The sequence below is a fragment of the Hominimerdicola intestinalis genome, from assembly GCF_054655215.1.
Map to the genome: position 1 here is coordinate 56,424 of NZ_BAAHNZ010000003.1, position 16,378 is coordinate 72,801.

General features: G+C 42.6%; 15 protein-coding genes. 2 read left to right on the top strand and 13 right to left on the bottom strand.

The window, feature by feature from the left end; translation table 11 throughout:
- Window positions 1–23: 23 nt before the first annotated feature.
- The 4 genes from ACYQ0H_RS04425 to ACYQ0H_RS04440 form a co-directional block, all read right to left on the bottom strand.
- Complete coding sequence (locus ACYQ0H_RS04425; protein ID WP_459811636.1) at window positions 24–1,916, bottom strand: substrate-binding and GGDEF domain-containing protein; 1,893 nt, start codon at window positions 1,914–1,916, stop codon at window positions 24–26.
- An 85-nt stretch (window positions 1,917–2,001) separates the two neighbouring features.
- Window positions 2,002–2,472, bottom strand: a complete 471-nt coding sequence (locus tag ACYQ0H_RS04430; RefSeq protein WP_459811637.1) for a peptidylprolyl isomerase — start codon at window positions 2,470–2,472, stop codon at window positions 2,002–2,004.
- Between the two features lie 92 nt (window positions 2,473–2,564).
- A complete protein-coding gene (locus ACYQ0H_RS04435; RefSeq protein ID WP_459811638.1) occupies window positions 2,565–3,077 on the bottom strand; it encodes a hypothetical protein in 513 nt (170 codons plus the stop codon).
- Window positions 3,078–3,115: 38 nt separating this feature from the next.
- Window positions 3,116–3,847: a hypothetical protein gene (locus ACYQ0H_RS04440; protein ID WP_459811639.1), complete on the bottom strand. Its 732-nt coding sequence runs from the start codon at window positions 3,845–3,847 to the stop codon at window positions 3,116–3,118.
- Between the two features lie 290 nt (window positions 3,848–4,137).
- On the opposite strand from ACYQ0H_RS04440, the gene ACYQ0H_RS04445 reads away from it, so the two are divergent.
- Window positions 4,138–5,826, top strand: a complete 1,689-nt coding sequence (locus ACYQ0H_RS04445) for a hypothetical protein (protein WP_459811640.1) — start codon at window positions 4,138–4,140, stop codon at window positions 5,824–5,826.
- A 46-nt stretch (window positions 5,827–5,872) separates the two neighbouring features.
- On the opposite strand, the gene ACYQ0H_RS04450 is transcribed toward ACYQ0H_RS04445, so the two are convergent.
- The 7 genes from ACYQ0H_RS04450 to dprA form a co-directional block, all read right to left on the bottom strand.
- Window positions 5,873–6,364 (bottom strand): ATPase, encoded by a 492-nt coding sequence (locus ACYQ0H_RS04450; protein WP_459811641.1) that lies wholly within the window; start codon window positions 6,362–6,364, stop codon window positions 5,873–5,875.
- A complete protein-coding gene (coaD, locus tag ACYQ0H_RS04455; protein WP_459811642.1) occupies window positions 6,354–6,875 on the bottom strand; it encodes a pantetheine-phosphate adenylyltransferase in 522 nt (173 codons plus the stop codon). Before coaD ends, ACYQ0H_RS04450 begins: the two co-directional genes overlap by 11 nt.
- Window positions 6,875–7,429, bottom strand: coding sequence for a 16S rRNA (guanine(966)-N(2))-methyltransferase RsmD (gene rsmD / locus ACYQ0H_RS04460; RefSeq protein ID WP_459811643.1), 555 nt, complete (start codon window positions 7,427–7,429; stop codon window positions 6,875–6,877). The genes coaD and rsmD overlap by 1 nt, the downstream gene beginning before the upstream one ends.
- A 250-nt stretch (window positions 7,430–7,679) precedes the next feature.
- The gene (locus ACYQ0H_RS04465) at window positions 7,680–8,654 is read right to left on the bottom strand and encodes an NPXTG-anchored protein (protein WP_459811644.1); all 975 of its coding nucleotides are present in this window, start codon (window positions 8,652–8,654) and stop codon (window positions 7,680–7,682) included.
- 151 nt (window positions 8,655–8,805) lie between these two features.
- Entirely contained in the window at window positions 8,806–9,567 is a 762-nt protein-coding gene (locus tag ACYQ0H_RS04470) for an SDR family NAD(P)-dependent oxidoreductase (protein ID WP_459811645.1), read from the bottom strand.
- Between the two features lie 46 nt (window positions 9,568–9,613).
- Window positions 9,614–10,171 carry a TetR/AcrR family transcriptional regulator C-terminal domain-containing protein gene (locus ACYQ0H_RS04475; RefSeq protein WP_459811646.1) on the bottom strand — a complete coding sequence of 186 codons (558 nt, stop codon included), beginning with the start codon at window positions 10,169–10,171 and terminating at the stop codon, window positions 9,614–9,616.
- Window positions 10,172–10,282: 111 nt separating this feature from the next.
- A complete protein-coding gene (dprA, locus tag ACYQ0H_RS04480; protein ID WP_459811647.1) occupies window positions 10,283–11,152 on the bottom strand; it encodes a DNA-processing protein DprA in 870 nt (289 codons plus the stop codon).
- A 172-nt stretch (window positions 11,153–11,324) separates the two neighbouring features.
- On the opposite strand from dprA, the gene ACYQ0H_RS04485 reads away from it, so the two are divergent.
- Entirely contained in the window at window positions 11,325–14,042 is a 2,718-nt protein-coding gene (locus tag ACYQ0H_RS04485) for a glycoside hydrolase family 2 protein (protein ID WP_459811648.1), read from the top strand.
- Window positions 14,043–14,168: 126 nt separating this feature from the next.
- On the opposite strand, the gene argS is transcribed toward ACYQ0H_RS04485, so the two are convergent.
- Together argS and ACYQ0H_RS04495 are read right to left on the bottom strand one after the other, a co-directional pair.
- On the bottom strand, window positions 14,169–15,857 hold the full coding sequence (gene argS, locus ACYQ0H_RS04490; protein WP_459811649.1) for an arginine--tRNA ligase: 1,689 nt from the start codon (window positions 15,855–15,857) through the stop codon (window positions 14,169–14,171).
- 68 nt (window positions 15,858–15,925) lie between these two features.
- Window positions 15,926–16,363 (bottom strand): YwiB family protein, encoded by a 438-nt coding sequence (locus ACYQ0H_RS04495; protein WP_459811650.1) that lies wholly within the window; start codon window positions 16,361–16,363, stop codon window positions 15,926–15,928.
- Window positions 16,364–16,378 lie beyond the last annotated feature (15 nt).

Here is a 16,378-nt window from a genome sequence, read left to right on the forward strand (position 1 = left end):
GTTATAGGAAAATGGCGGAATATTTATCTTCTTGTTCTGTAGCTGCTTCTGTTAGCAGACTTATGGCTGTACATTTTTTCATCTGCAAGCCTGATAAGCTCGTCTATATCGTCATACGAGTCGGTACATTTTACAACTGCGCCAACGCTGGCTTTTATTTCATAGCTTTTACCGGAATGCTTATTGAAATAATCGAGATATTCTTTAAAACGATTTCCGTAGTTTTCCTGATATTCCTCGCTTACATTGCAGCCTGCCGCAATAAATTCGTCGCCCCCGAATCTTGCACAGATCTCCCCCTTGACAGAAACAGAATTCAGTGCTCTTGCGATCGTATTGATAGCAAAATCTCCTTCAAGATGTCCGTAAACGTCGTTTATCTCCTTTAGACCGTCTACGTCGATCGAAATTATCATAACGTTGTTTACCTTGTTATTCTGAAGCGTTTCCCTGAGGATACGGAAAAATCCTCTTCTGTTGTAAAGCTGAGTCATAGAATCGCGTATATACATATTTTCAAGCGTTGATATCATTTCTCTCATCTGTGACTGCTGCCTTATAGTTTCCAGAGAGTTAGACAGATGCATGGCATAAGAAAACCACTCATATTCAACATAGCTTGCTGCGTGTTCCTTTACTATATAGCCTACCGCCTTATTATTTACATGAAGAGGAGTAAACAGCAAGGAACGGCATTCGTTAAGCTCCTCATCCAGTCTCGGAAGAAGCTCCTTGGTTTCAAAAGTTTTATTCTGACCCTGAGAAAAGCCGTTCTTAAAAGCTATAAGCTCCATTTTCTCAGGATATTCGCTCAGACCGGAATTATTATACTCATCATGATTGGTGAAAAAGCCTTCCCGAACGCACACCCACATTTTCTTAGTCCAGGTATTCATGATATCCTGCTTTAGCAGATCAATAGATTCGTGGACAGCCGAACATTCCACAAGCCTTGAATTCATTCTGCAAAGCTCCTGATTGAAGCTGACAGCAGAATCAAAGCTCTTTACATATTCATGATGATATTTATTAATATCCTCTGTTTTATTATTTTTACAGCCGCAGCTACCTCCGTACCTAACTTTGCAGGAAAATTCATAGACCTTATCGGAAGCTGTTCCGTTTATCAAATCATAAATAACCGATATTACTTTTTCAGCCGCCTCCTTATAGCACATTCCGGCTGTGGTAATGACCGGAGTATGATACCTTCCCTCTTCAAGTTCGTCGATACCCGTTACCGAGACTTCTTCAGGAACTGAGATCCCATGTCTTGTCAGCTCGTCTATGACAGCCATTGCCATTACATCGTTGGCACATACAACGGCGTCAAATTCCATTCCGCTTTCAAGCCATTTTTTCACTACAGGCTGAGTAGTTTCATCCCACCACATACCTTCGCCTACGCGTTCCTGCTCATATCGGATACCGTATTCTTCAAGCGCACGCCGGTATGCCTCGGTTCTTGCTGCTGATATCTTCTGTGAATTATCCCCCGCCATAAAATTTATTCTGCGGCGTCCGTGATCTGCTATAAGATGTTTTGTCAGACTGTAAACAGCGCCGGCATCATCAAATATTATACTGCAGCAGCCTTGTTCGATTCCGTCAAAGCTTATTACAGGTACGTTATTAGCTTCCGCTCTTTCGATAAGAGAACTTAGAGTGCTTCTGCTCTTTATCGTATCAGTGAGTATTATAAGGGCGTCAAGCTTTTCAAAGTTGATCAGCCTGAAAATGTTTTCTTCTCCGAGGTCATACGCAGATCCGCTGAAACTATCGGAATAGCAAGTAAAAAACATCAGTCTGAGCCAATCGGTCATACGCATCTGATCCAGCAGATAATTACATATTTTAGACTGATATTCCGTTCCGACTCCGGCACAGCATATTCCCACGGTCTTTTGAATATTCATAATCTCTCCTTGTTTTTACAGACATAGTTAATTTTAGAAGCGGCAAAAACAGAGCTTTCCGTACAACGAAAAGCCCGTAAACATTTTATTCAATAGTTACTTTCTTCATTACCTGCGGTTCAACAGGACGGTCACCGAAGCCTGTCTTAACCGAAGCTATCTCATCGACTGCGTCCATGCCCTCTATTACCTTTCCGAACGCCGCATACTGTCCGTCAAGATGAGGTGCGTCTTTATGCATAATAAAGAACTGAGAACCGGCGGAATCAGGATCCTGTGAACGAGCCATTGAAACGACTCCTCTCGTATGCTTCAGGTTATTAGGAACTCCGTTAGCCAGAAATTCACCCTTAATGCGCTCCTTAGGCCCTCCCATTCCCGTTCCATCGGGACAGCCGCCCTGTATCATAAAGCCTTTGATGACCCTATGAAATATCAGACCGTCATAAAAGCCTTCCTTTACAAGCTTTTCAAAATTAGCTGCTGTTATGGGAGCAGTTTCAGGATAAAGCTCAATCTTTATTTTCTTTCCGTTTTCCATTTCAATTACAACCATTGTTATTTGTTCATGCTTTTGATCTCAGGCAGCATAGACTTTCAGCATGAACTCCTCCGTTTCATAAATTTATATTTTATACCTGCCGCCGACTATTTTGATTTTGGAAGCTTCCCCTGCCTGTTAAATTCCAGCAGCTGCTTGAAATACTCAGATTCAGGTGACAGCTTCTTCTTTGAGAACATATTATTCTTTACCATATCCTCACAGTATATATAATCTCTTTCACCGTTATTATTTACACAGTATATTCTGTCAACCACTGCAAATTCACCGTTTTCGTCATATCTGTTCTTATCGAAGCAGCAGAACATATCCCTTGCCATCAGATCGCAGAGCTTGAGTATTTTCGCATAATTGTCAAGCGCCGACCACTTTTCAAGCTCTTCATGAAAAAACTCCTGAACAGGCACATCGTTAACTTCCATTTTTCTGATTATTCTTGCCAGACATATTGAAGCGTCCTGATCCGTAAGCTTATCAAGCCTGGCATTTTTATACTCAAGTATATAATCGTTCAAGGTTGCATAAAAAAGCTTATCGTACTGAAAAGGCTTACCTTTTCCCGAATATTTGATTATAGGGTTATCTGTATTTATCAACACTTTTATCGCTCCTAATAAATAATACTGTTTTCAGAAAATTATCTGTCTTTATATTTTTCAAGAAACTCGTTAGTTTTCGCAGCAGCCAGCTCGGCAGAGATCTCTTCTATTTCATCCTCGTCTTGAGAATCCGTTCTTGTATCAAGCTGAGTGCGAATGTATTCCTCAACTCCGCTCATAAGTTCATCTGGAACGGCTTCAATATTCTTGAAATTTTCGTCTTCAGTTACGTCCTTCGGAGAAGCCAGCTTTGACAGACCGCTCGAAACCTCTTCCTCCCCGACCGTTTCAATACCGTAATTTCTTTCCTTTACAGCCTGAGCCCGCTTCGCAGTTTCGTCAAGCATTTCGTTAACCTTTTTATCTATATCGCTGTCATCCGCAGAGTCAATGTCCTGAAAATGAGTTTCTACATAACGCCTATGCTCGATTTCATACCGCTTTTCATATTCCTCACTGGCGGTAATGACCTCATCGCCGGCAACCGGATCAACGTCGTAATCTATATATGTTTTTACAGGCTTATTTTTCTGAGCCTCAAGTTCCCTTTCAAGCAGCTCCATTTTTCTGCGAATTGTTTCAGGGTCTATCGGAGCAGGTCCTACGGTTTCAAAATGCGGCTCATCATACTTGCTTTCTTTTACAGCCACAGTTTCCGCTTCAGCCGTTTTCTTTTTTACCGGCATATTCCATATATCCTCCGGATCCACCTTGGCTTTAGGAACAGTCTTGATCTCTTCAGTTCGTTTTTTATGTCCGAATAATGCCATAAAAACTTCCCCCTTGACTTTTTTCCGATACCGGCAATTTGTTTACCGCATATACTATATCTATATAATTATACATCATTTCCAGATTAATTGCAATAATTATTATACATTTTTTCTGAGAATTTAGGCACTGATTTTTGTACGAAATTGAGTAAATTCATAGTTTTATTGTGCATTATTAATAAAATATCGACATATCAGTGGATAAAATTTGATATAATAAAGCATAAGTAAAAGAATATACTATTTTAAAATAAATTTATTTTGTTATCAAATAAGGGGGAATTAATTTGCCGAACAAACTTGGCATAACAGCTACTGAACTGTTTGCATGCAACCCTTTCAGAATTCTCGGCATACCTGTAAATTCTGCTCAGTCTGAAATAAATAAGGCATATACTTATATTATAAAGCTGAACGATACCGGAGATATAGGCAGCTTCACAACTCCGTTTGATTTTTCATCGCTTCCGCCCTTTACAAGAGATACCGCTTCGGTAAAGAACGCATACGCTAAGCTTGCCAGCAATGGATACCGCTGCTTTGCATATGCCGACAGTCAGTTTACAGAAGCGCTTAACATTGATGACGTTGCACTTAACCTGCGGGATATTACCTGCTATGACTGTTTTCTTCGGTGCTATATGTGGCTTGTTATAAACGACCGTGAGTTAGAAGAAACTCAGCTATGGATACAGTTGGCTGAATACATAGATAAAATGATCTCATCCCCGCAGAGTATGTGGAAAAAGTATTTTGACGACAGATTTCCCGAAGAAATGATCGACACGGATCTTACCGTTTACAAGTCGTTCTATAAAACCTTCTGCGAAATAATACTGCTTCCTATCAAGGAGCTTGTAAGAGGCTCAATGAAATGCCGTACCGCATTGGACATACTTAAAGTAAAAGGGATAGATCCCAACGAGGAGTTCCCGTTTATAGAAATACCGCAGGCTAACGCACCGAAAAACGGAGAAAAGCCCCCCAAGCTTAAGATCGCGCTTAAAGACGGCGATGAATACTTCGATATTTCCACAGGAAAAATGGTTTCATTTGAATCCGAAAGCGCCGCTGATATAGAAAACAACCAGTTTTCTGTTGCTTCCGCACCTATAACCGCCGAAAGGATCATTAGCGAACCCGAAAATGATAAATGCGGAGAAGCTGACGATAAATATGCTGTGCCTGTAAAACCTGCTAAAGAAGCTGAAACAGAAAGCTTTCAGGCGTTTTCCGGACCGGATTATGAGGACGAAGAAGATTACAGCGATAATAAAGGGTCTAAAATACTCAAAAAGCCTATTACCTTTAAAACCTATGCGGACGAAGATGACGAGGACGATAAGAACGCAGAAAACTCGTTTTCATCTATTCCTGTTCCGGGATCGGTCAGGACAAGCCAGCCTGCTCAGGTAAAAACCGCTCCTAAGCTTAAAATCAAGAAAAACCGCACCAGCCTGCTGGATAATTCAGACGTCAACGGTAACGATTCGACTGATATTATTTTGACTGACGAGCCGGACGAAGAAGGCAATCTTTACACCGAAGCGCTTATACAGATGCTCCGTGCCAACCGCAGCAAAAATCAGATGATGAAGGACGTGGATACAAGACACGTTTTCGACAACGGCGATAATCTTAACAACACCGCAGACGCCGGTCTGACTATGGACGATATCAATATGAAGAAATATGATTCGTCGCTGCTGGCTTCCCCATACGAATCTGACGATTCAGCAGATGTTAATAAGGTTACAAGGGAAGAAAAATTCCGCAATATTAAGATAGATGATATGCTTAATCCAACTCTAGGCGGAAAGTCCACAAGAGATTCTTTTGCTCCGGACGCTATCGAAGAATTTAAGAAGCAGAAGCAAAAGCAGAAAGCTTCAGTAAAATCTCTTGTTTCCTTATCGCTTATTCTTGCTGTATGCTGCATAGCATATGTATTTCTAAAGCTGTACGATATAATATAAAAATAAAAGCTGATCCGCAGTCTGGGTCAGCTTTTATTATATCCCGTTAATTTTTCGGAGAACCTATTTTCAGAACGGCAGCCTTTGTTGACATAACGTCGGAAAGACTTTTATTAAGTACAGTCTCAGCGTCCGACAGAACCTTATCGAGATTGGCGGCAAGCGCATTTCTTATATCCTTATCCTTTGCGACAGCCTGAGCTACTATTTCATCAGCCTGTTCCTTGGCGCGTTTCAGCTGCTCTTTAGCTATTTCAGCCGCCTGTTTTATTATCTCCTGCTCGGAAACCAAAACCTTTGCACGTTCCTCAGCTTTTCTTATTATCTCCTCAGACTGCTTATTAGCCTCGGAGATAATATTATTCTTATCGCGCGTCATGTCTTTTGCGCGCTTGATCTCTCCGGGCATATTCAGCCTTATGCTGTCAATATACTCTCTCATCTGTTCGCAGTCTATCATTTTCTTATTTGAAAAAGGCACTGACGATGATTTATCAAGCAGACCATCCATTAACTCCAATATTTCTTCAACTTTCATTTTGTGACTTCCTTTCATTATTCCTTGTATTTCCGGCTAGACGCCGTGTAATAAAATCAAGTATCTCAGGCGGAACAAAACCGCTTATATCGCCGCCCAGACTCGCAATTTCCTTTACAACGCTGGACGAAAGATACATATTTTCACTGCTTGTAGTTAAAAACACCGTTTCGGCTTCAGAATAAAGCTTTTTATTTGCCAGAGCCATCTGAAATTCATATTCAAAGTCAGATACAGCGCGCAGACCCTTGACAATAGCACACGCTCCGGTACTTTTCAGATACTCAGCCAAAAGACCCTCGTTGCAGTCGACAAATACATTTTCCAAGTGCCTGGTAACAAGGTTTATCATTTCCATTCTTTCGGTAATTTTAAAGCTTGCGGTAGTTTTGCTGGCGTTGAACGAAACCAGAACTATGACCTTATCAAAAAGTTTTGAAGCACGGTTGATTATATCCAGATGTCCTACAGTAACAGGATCAAAGCTTCCCGGACAGACAGCAATTCTCATTATATATCCTCTTCCTCCGCGGGAACTTCAAATACTGTTACAGCGATCTTCCCGTATTTATAACATTTTCTTACAGATAATCTCCCGTAGCTGTCGTTAAGCGTCAGTTCCTTTTCATGCTCGCAGACGACCAAACCTCCGACGTTCATTTTCTTATCAAGCTCAGGCAATGCTTTTTCGAGCAGACCCATTCTGTACGGAGGATCCAGCAGGGCTATATCAAATCCGGGCTTCGCAACCCTGAGATATTCAAGGCTGTCAATATTAAGCACTCTGGCAGACTGCATAAATCCGCACTTGCTGAGATTTTCTTTTACTATCTCTACAGCTTCCCTGTTTTTATCGGTAAAAACGCAATGTGAAGCACCCCTGCTCAATGCTTCAATACCGAGCTGGCCGCTTCCTGCAAAAAGATCAAGAACGGAAGCTCCCGGACAATCAAACTGAATAATTGAAAAAACGGCTTCCTTTACCATATCAGAAGTTGGACGGACATCAAGCCCCTCCATAGTTTTCAGCTTCTTTCCCCGCGCGGTTCCGGTAATAACTCTCATAAAAACGCCCTTGCCCAAAGCTCAAATATACTGTGAAACCGTTCGGCAAAGACTTCCTCCTTTTCCCGTAGGGTTCTATTTTTTTATTTTGCAAACCTCAATAACTAAATTATGTATTAATTATACTATAAATCATCAGTTTTGTCTAGAGCTATTTGTGATTTTTTTAGTCGAACTCTGTATTTTCAAAGTTTTCGCATAAAAAAAGAACTCCGAAACCGGAGCTCTTTTATAACTCTATAGACTAAGATTACTTCTTCTTAGCAACTACTATAGCAGCGCCTGCAAGAGCAATACCTGCAAGAGCAATACCTGCAGCAGCGCCTGCTTCAGGGTTCTTCTGAGTGTCATCAGATTTGCTTGCTGTTGTAGAAGTTGTGTTTCCTGAAGGCTTGGAAGTCGTCGCAGAAGAAGTAGGAGCTGTTGAGCTAGCGTCAGCCTTTGATTCGGTAGAATCAGCAGTGCTTTCAGCAGGAGCTTCAGCTAAACCTTCAAGTGTAAAAGTAACAGAAATATTTCCGTCCTGTGTAGGAATAGCTTTTTCGTCAATAGTGCTGTCGCCGTATGCGTTAATAATAGCTATCATAAGATAATCTGAATCAGACTTGAAATATACGCCGTCCTCAGGAGTATATTCAGTTCCGCACATATCAACCTTGATATCCTTTACTGTTACAACCTTATCGTTAACAACAGGCTGTTCATCATCGTTGTATGTACAAGGAATATCGGTAGTTACGATCAAATAATTGAACTTTGAAGTTGAAGCAGGATCTGCTCCTACCCACTCTATCTGATCCTGAGTTATATCGCTGTTATCAGATTCCTTAGGATTATAGGCTGTAAGCATTGACCAAGGTGAACCCATTCTTGAAAGAGTCTTTTCCTCGTTAAGGTAAAAACCGTCCTTATCTTCTTCAATAGTGTCATTGTGCTGATTGATCTTACCACTTGTAGCTATGGAAACAGTATATGTTCCGTCATAATCAAAAGCTACGTCAGTACACTCCAATGCAGTATCAAGACCATATGCTCCGCCCTGAACTCCAACAGTTTTAGCAGGAAATGCAGCTGTCTGATCCTCATCGTTAAAAATATTACGATAGTTCCAAGTATCATTTGACTGGAAAGCAATACCTGCGTTGTATGCAGAAGCAGAAACTGCGAAAGCAGTCATAGCAATTGCAGAAGCAGCCATGCCCGCAAAAATCTTTCTTAGTTTCATAAACATAAAACTTCCTTTCTAAATTAAGTATATCTATATTGTACTGTATTTTCCCCCATATTTCAACTGACTTATTCAACAAATTTGATAACGTTTTCTTATTTAAATTAAACAAAAACACAACTTATTATTTGTAACAAAATTCATGTCTTTATTTCAGCTTTTTATGCTGAAGCGTTCCGGTTATAAAAAGCAGAAGCCTTTTGGGAACGAGCCTGCCGGCAATAATTCCTAAGCTAAGTGTTTTCTCAGGAACGATTATCAGCTTACCGCCGAAAAGACCGTCAACCGCACGTTCAGCGCAATACTGAGGACTTATGCTTTTTACTGTAAATCTGCACCCGGCCACATTGTTGAATTCGGTATCGACCGGTCCGGGACAAAGCGCAGAAACATGAACACGGCTGCGTCTTCTCCTGAGCTCCTCGTTAACGGCACAGGTAAGATTGACAGTATAGGCTTTCGTGGCATAATAAGCCGCCATCATCGGTCCGCCAGCCATAAGTCCCGCCGAAGAAGAAACGTTCAGTATATAGCCGCGGTCCTTTTTTCTGAAATCCTTCAGAAACAGCTTCGTAAGTATATGAACAGCTTTGCAGTTTACGTCGATCATCTTAAGTTCCATGTCAAGGTCGGTATCACAGAACTCTCCTATAGTGCCGAAGCCTGCGTTATTTACAAGCACCGATACGTTCATTCCCGACGTTTTTCTGTATAGCTCTATGCATTGCCTTTCATCGGACAGATCTGCCGGGATCACAACCGTATCGCCTTTCAGACGGTTTTTCAGATCCGCAAGCCTATCCTCTCTTCTTGCGGTAATGATCAGATTATACCCGCGCCTGTTAAGCTCCAACGCTATTTCGCGTCCTATTCCTGAGCTTGCGCCGGTTACAAGAGCAGTTTTTTTCATAATAATAGCCTTTCTGATGCGGCAGCGCCGACGGGAAAGTCTGATATTACAGATTTTCCCTGAAGCCTTCTCCGATAAGTACGTTTTCAAAGGCAAGCTCCTTGATCCTGCTTACCAATACCGCCGGGGATTCCTTCATTCCCTTTACAGCCCAGTCAATAATTACTCCGCAGAAACCGTGGGAATAATAATTGGCAAAGAACTCGGCCTTGCTTCTGGTCGCCATTTTCTTGACCGCATGATGAATAAATTTTACGAACAGTCTGTGCATTATCTTATAAAGATGTTTTTCAAATGTGCGGTCGGAGCTTTTAAGAGCGCTGCAGTAAAACTCCTTGTCGTTCTGCATATTTGCGAGAAAAGCCTCAAGGTTTCTTTCCCAGTTATGAAAACCGACTCCGCTGTTGAAATGAACAAACAGCTCATTATAGTATATCCAGCCAAGCAGCTCATATTTATCCTGAAAGTGATAATAAAACGACTGGCGGTTCAGGCCGCATTCTCCGGTAATATCTGATATTGAAATTTTTTCTATCGGCTTTTCTCTGCACAGCTTTTTCAAAGCGTCGGCAAGAGCGCCCTTTGTTACAGCGGAACTTGACATCTGCTTACCTTTCTCCAAAACCTGCGGTTACCCCTTAACCGCTTATGTCTTTAATCTTATTATAGCATTATCCGTCAAAAAAATCAATGAATAATTATATAATATATTTTTTCAGCCTCCTTTGATCCTTTCAATAACATCTGCGGCTGAAAACAGCGGCTCGGCTCCGTCCCTAAGCAGCGCTGTCTGTCCCTGATATTCGGGAGCGTAAATATCGGCAGGCGGAAGAACAAATATATCCTTGCCCTGCTCCGCAGCATGATATACGGTATTCAGCGCACCGCTTTTTGCCGACGCCTGTATACAGACGACTGCGTCGGAAAGCGCAGAGCATATCCGGTTTCTTACCTTGAAATTTTCAGGACAGGGTCTTTGCGTTGGAAAGTATTCTGAGATCACAACACCCTTTTCGCTTATCAGCTTCTTCTTAGCAAAAGAATTTTTAGGATAATCGTATTCTGTACCGCAGCCCAGAACTGCGGCAGTTTTTCCTCCCGAATAAAGCGCGCCCTCATGCGCCGCCGAATCTATCCCCTTTGCAAAGCCGCTTATTACAGTAATTCCCGCTTCTGCAAGCTCAGCGGAAATACGTCTGGCACAGCTTTCCGAATATGCGTCCGCTTCTCTTGCTCCTATGACCGCCGCAGACTTGTCAAAGCTTACGTTTTCAAGCCTGCCTTTTGTGAACAGAACCGAGGGAGGATTGCTTATTTCCCGCAGCTTCTGAGGGAAAGCGCTGTCCTCACGGCAGTAAACCTCGATCTGCTTTCTTCGGCAGTAATCGAGCATACCCTCAGCCTGCTCCAGAGAAGCCGAACTGAGAGAACCGAATTCTTCCTTAGACATATACCTCTCAGTTTCTTTCATATTTTTATAAAAGCTCTGAACGGAATCATACCTTGCAAGCATATCCCACTTTCTCGGATTGCAGGGAGAAAATCCGATAGTAAGCCACATATAGTACAGCAGACCGCCTGACATACGCCCGCCCCCTTTCCTTTTCTTTTATTGTATCATATTCTTTTATGTATTTCAACAATATTTAAGTACAATATACTCAAAAATCACAAAAACTGTTGCGGACTCAATAAAAGTATGCTATAATATCAGCAGTTAAATTTATGGCAGATATACTTGTCGGAAAGGACAGAATATGATAAAAGCAATTGATATAAGCGGCAGCTGGCAGCTGGCTCTAGACAAAAACTGCAGTGGCGTACAGCCGGATTATTCGGACAGCATAACACTTCCGAACACTACCTCCAACGCCTGCAAGGGCGAATACAATCCAAAGCGTGAAACAGGTTTCCTTACAGATACCTATAAATTTGAGGGCCTTGCATGGTTCAGAAAAATTATCGAGCTTTCCGGAACTGAAAACAAAACGGTAAAGCTGTATCTGGAGCGTACCCGCATAACTACTCTGTATATAGACGGAATAAAGATCGGAACTCAGGAAAGTCTGTGTTCTCCGCACATTTATAATATAACCGATAATATCTCGGACGGAACGCATGAGATAGTTATCTGTGTTTCCAATGTAGGATATAAAACAAAAGGCGGACATCTTACCTCCCCAGATACACAGACCAACTGGAACGGTATTACCGGAAGAATGGAAATACAGCTGTTTGAGAAAGATCATGCTGAAAACGTAATGATATTCCCTGACGCTGCCGGAAGATCATTCCGAATTACCGCAGATATGACAGGTCATAAGAACGGAACAGCTTTTATATCAGCGCAGAGTTTTAACGGCGCTCTTATTCACTGCCCCCAGACCGCAGAGGTTTCCTATACCGACGGAAAGCTTGACTATACTTATAAGCTCGGAAAAGACGCCCTGCTCTGGAGTGAGCATGAGCCTAATCTATACAAGCTTAAAATTGCCGTCGGCGGAGATATTTACACCCAGACTACGGGACTCAGAGATTTTAAATCCTGCAAAGATAAGTTTGAAATAAACGGCGTAAAGACCTTTTTGAGAGGAAAGCATGACGGAATGATATTCCCTGAAACAGGGTTCGCTCCCACTGGCCTTGAAGAATGGCTCAGGATAATGCAGATCTCAAAAGACTACGGAATAAACCATTACCGCTATCATACCTGCTGCCCCCCGGAAGCTGCGTTTGAGGCGGCGGATATACTGGGAATTTATATGGAGCCTCAGCTTCCCTTCTGGGGCACTATTGCCGCACCGGGTGAAGAGGGCTATAATGAGGAGGAACAACAGTTTCTTATTGACGAAGGCTTCAATATGCTGAAAGCTTTCGGAAATCACCCCTCCTACTGCATGATGTCAATGGGCAACGAGCTGTGGGGCTCAAAGGAAAGGATCAATGAAATAATAGGCGGCTATAAAAGCTTCGACAGCAGACATTTGTATACTCAGGGTTCAAACAACTTCCAGTGGTTCCCGAACGTAGTTGAAAACGATGATTTCTTTGTAGGAGTACGCCTTGCAAAGGACAGGCTCATAAGAGGTTCATACGCAATGTGCGACGCACCGCTTGGCCACGTTCAAACCGATAAGCCATCAGCCTTACACGATTACGACAGCGCCGTATGCCCTAATAGATCTGCCGAAAGCGCAGAAGCTTCAGCTGACGGAACTGTTCAGATACAGTACGGTACTACAATGAAAACCGTTAAAGCCAGCGAAGCCGACGCGGACTTTATACCTGAAGTTCCGATCGTAACTCATGAGATAGGACAGTATGAGACCTATCCTAACTTTGACGAGATAGAAAAATACACAGGCTCCCTTAAAGCCAGAAATTTTGAAGTATTCAGAGAACGTCTTGATGAAAAGGGACTTCTTCCTCTGGCAAAGGATTATTTTGAATGCTCGGGAAAGCTCGCCGTCCAGTGCTATAAGGAAGAGCTTGAAGCCGTTTTTCGCTCAAAAAGGCTTGCCGGCTTCCAGATACTTGACATTCAGGATTTCAGCGGACAGGGTACTGCGCTTGTAGGTATCCTTGATGCGTTTATGGACAGCAAGGGTCTTATAAGCGACAGCGAATGGCGTGAATTCTGTAACGACGCCGTACTTCTCGCAAGGTTTAACAGCTATACTGCCGAAGCAGGCTCGTCCTTCTGCGCAAATGCAGAGCTTTGCTGCTACAGACCCGGCTTTAACGGAGGAAAGCTTAAATGGAGCATTTCTGATGAAAACGGAAATTTCAATTTAAACGGCGAAACAGAATTCACCGCTGCCGGAAATTATACAGACATATGCAGTATAAGATTTGACCTGCCCGATGTTATTAATATTACAAAGCTTGTATTCAGACTTGAAATTGATGGAACGAATATATCAAACCATTACGACCTGTGGGTCATTCCTAAAAGAGAAAGCATTGATCTTAGCGGAGTATATATCTTTGAAAGCGTTGACAGCGAAGCTGAAGAGCTTCTCAGCAAGGGGAAAACCGTTCTTATCGTTCCTGATCTTTCAAAGCTCGAAAATTCGATCGAAGGCTTTTATTGTCAGGATTTCTGGTGCTATCATATGTTCAGGCTCATCTCTGAAATGATGAAAAAGCCTGAGCCTGTAGGAACAATGGGACTTCTAATAAACAACAAGCACAAGGCGCTTGAAAAATTCACATCGGAAAAGTGGTCTACTCCTCAGTGGTTCGATATAGTTATGAACTCCCGCTCGGAGATCCTTGACGATAATTATGAAGGCAAGAATATAATAGTTCAGACGATCGATAATTTTGAACGCAACCACCGTCTGGGCCTGCTTTACGAATACGAACAGCTCGGCGGAAAGGTAGTAGTCTGCAACTGCGATCTTGAAAAGCTTTCTCACTCTCCGGAGGGCAGACAGTTTATTTATTCAGTCATTGAATATGTAAAGCAATAACGGCTATAGCCTGAAAAATAAAAACAGACCCTTTCATACTATGGAAAGCTCCGTAATATGAAGGGGTCTTAAATTTTATAAGCTCAAAAGACAAACCGCAAAGTATCAAAGCAAAAGCTAAACGCCTTACATACTGTCAGGACAGGTAATTTTAAGCATATCAAGTATATTGCAGATAACCTGCTTGACCGCAAGCGACAGCAACGCTCTTGCCTGAAGAATGTTTTCAGGCTCTCCCATTATGCGGCAGTTGGTATAGAATTTATGATACATCGTAGCAAGCTCCACAGCGTATCTTGTGATCTTTGCCGGATCATAATTTTTTGCCGATTCGTCTATAACATTTGGAAGTGTAGCCATATACTTTATCAGCTCCAGCTCCTCCGGCGCTTTAAGCTCTGAGAGAACAGCACTGTCGGGTGATTTTATTTCAATTCCCTCATCCTCAAGCTTCCTGAGTACCGAGCAGATCCTGGCATGAGCATACTGAACATAGTAAACAGGATTCTGAGAGGTCTGAGAAACCGCAAGGTCAAGATCAAAATCAAACTGAGAATTAGGCTCACGGAGATTGAAGAAAAACCTTGCCGCATCAATAGGTATCTCATCGAGCAGCGTTGAAAGAGTAACCGCTTTTCCCGAACGCTTTGAAAGCTTGTATTTTTCACCGTTGCGAACTAGATTTACCATCTGCATTATGACCATATCAAGTCTTGCCGCATTGATACCCAATGCCGTCATAGCAGCTTTCATTCTCGGAATGTACCCATGGTGATCTGCGCCGAGAATATCAATAGCAGTATCATAGCCTCTGGTAACAAGCTTATTGTAATGATACGCAATATCCGGAACAAGATACGTCGGAACTCCGTTTGCACGGACAAGAACTCTGTCCTTATCGTCGCCCAGCTCGGAGGATCTGAACCAGAGCGCCCCCTCCTGCTCATAAGTATAGCCGCTTTCCTTTAGTTTCTCAATTATCTGAGCTACCGCACCGCTGTTATGAAGCTCGCTTTCCTTGAACCACCTGTCATAAGTAATACGGTATTTTCCCAGATCCTTTTCAAGATTCTCTATGTTAATAGGAAGCGCATAATCGCATAACGCCTGACGCCTTTCCGCGCTGCCGCATGATACATAGCTATCACCGTAAAGCTGTGCAAAATTCTTTGCATGAACAATAATATCCTCTCCGAGATATGCGTCCTCAGGCATTTCCGTTTCAGGCTTGTAAAGCTGTAAATACCGAACCTCAAGAGATGTCTTGAACTTCTCGATCTGATTTCCTGCGTCGTTAACGTAAAACTCTCTTGCGACCTCGTAGCCTGCCTTTTCAAGCACCGAAGCCAAACAGTCGCCGATAGCTCCTCCTCTTGCATTTCCTATATGCATAGGTCCGGTAGGATTTGCCGATACAAACTCCACCAATATCCTTTTTCCGTGACCTGTCTGAGTCTGACCGTAATCGCCGCCCTCTCCTATAACGGAAGCTACGACCTCGGAAAACCACTGAGCAGAAAAGAAAAAGTTTATAAAGCCAGCCCCTGCGACCTCACAGCTGTCAAAATAGGTACCTTCGAGATAAAGCCTGGCGCATATTTCATCTGCAATTTTTCTGGGAGCAGTTCTGAACGCTCTAGCACATATCATAGCGGCGTTTGATGACAAGTCGCCGTTCTTCGGATCCGCAGGTATCTCCACGTTAAACGTCGGTATCGGCTCGGCAGGAAAAACACCGTCTGAAACACATTCGCCCAGCGCTTTCATTATAAGCTCCCGTACCTGCTCATGAGCTTCTTTTATAAGGTTTGACATCTTTTGTACCAATCCTTTCCTTTACTTTCATATTCTATAATCAGCGGTCATAATAAGCTAATGCCCTGCTATACTTCCTTTTGCTCCGCAGGCTTTACGTCTATTGATATAGCAAAGTCCCCGATATAGCTGGAATTTACATCTACAACATATTTAAATTCCAGACGGCCTCCCTGTTCAGTAACGCCGTTTGTTATCTCCTTGGCGTTTACTCCTACCATAAATGCTCCGTAGGGAGTTCCGTAATGACAATGATGCTTTTTACCTGTTTCAATAACAAGATTGGACGAAACTGCGCCCGTTCTTGTCATAACTATTTTCTTATTACCCGTAACCTCAAGACGGGTAACAGAACCGTCGAAGCCTGTAGCTTCCGTTTCATCGTAGGAAAGCACATAGCCGTCGGCGGTTTTAATATATTTACCCTGTGTAATCAGCTCAGTCTGCTCCGACTGCATTCCGTCGGTCTGAGTGCTTAAAAGCGATATTGTAACATCCTTCTTCAAATCTAACCTCTTCCG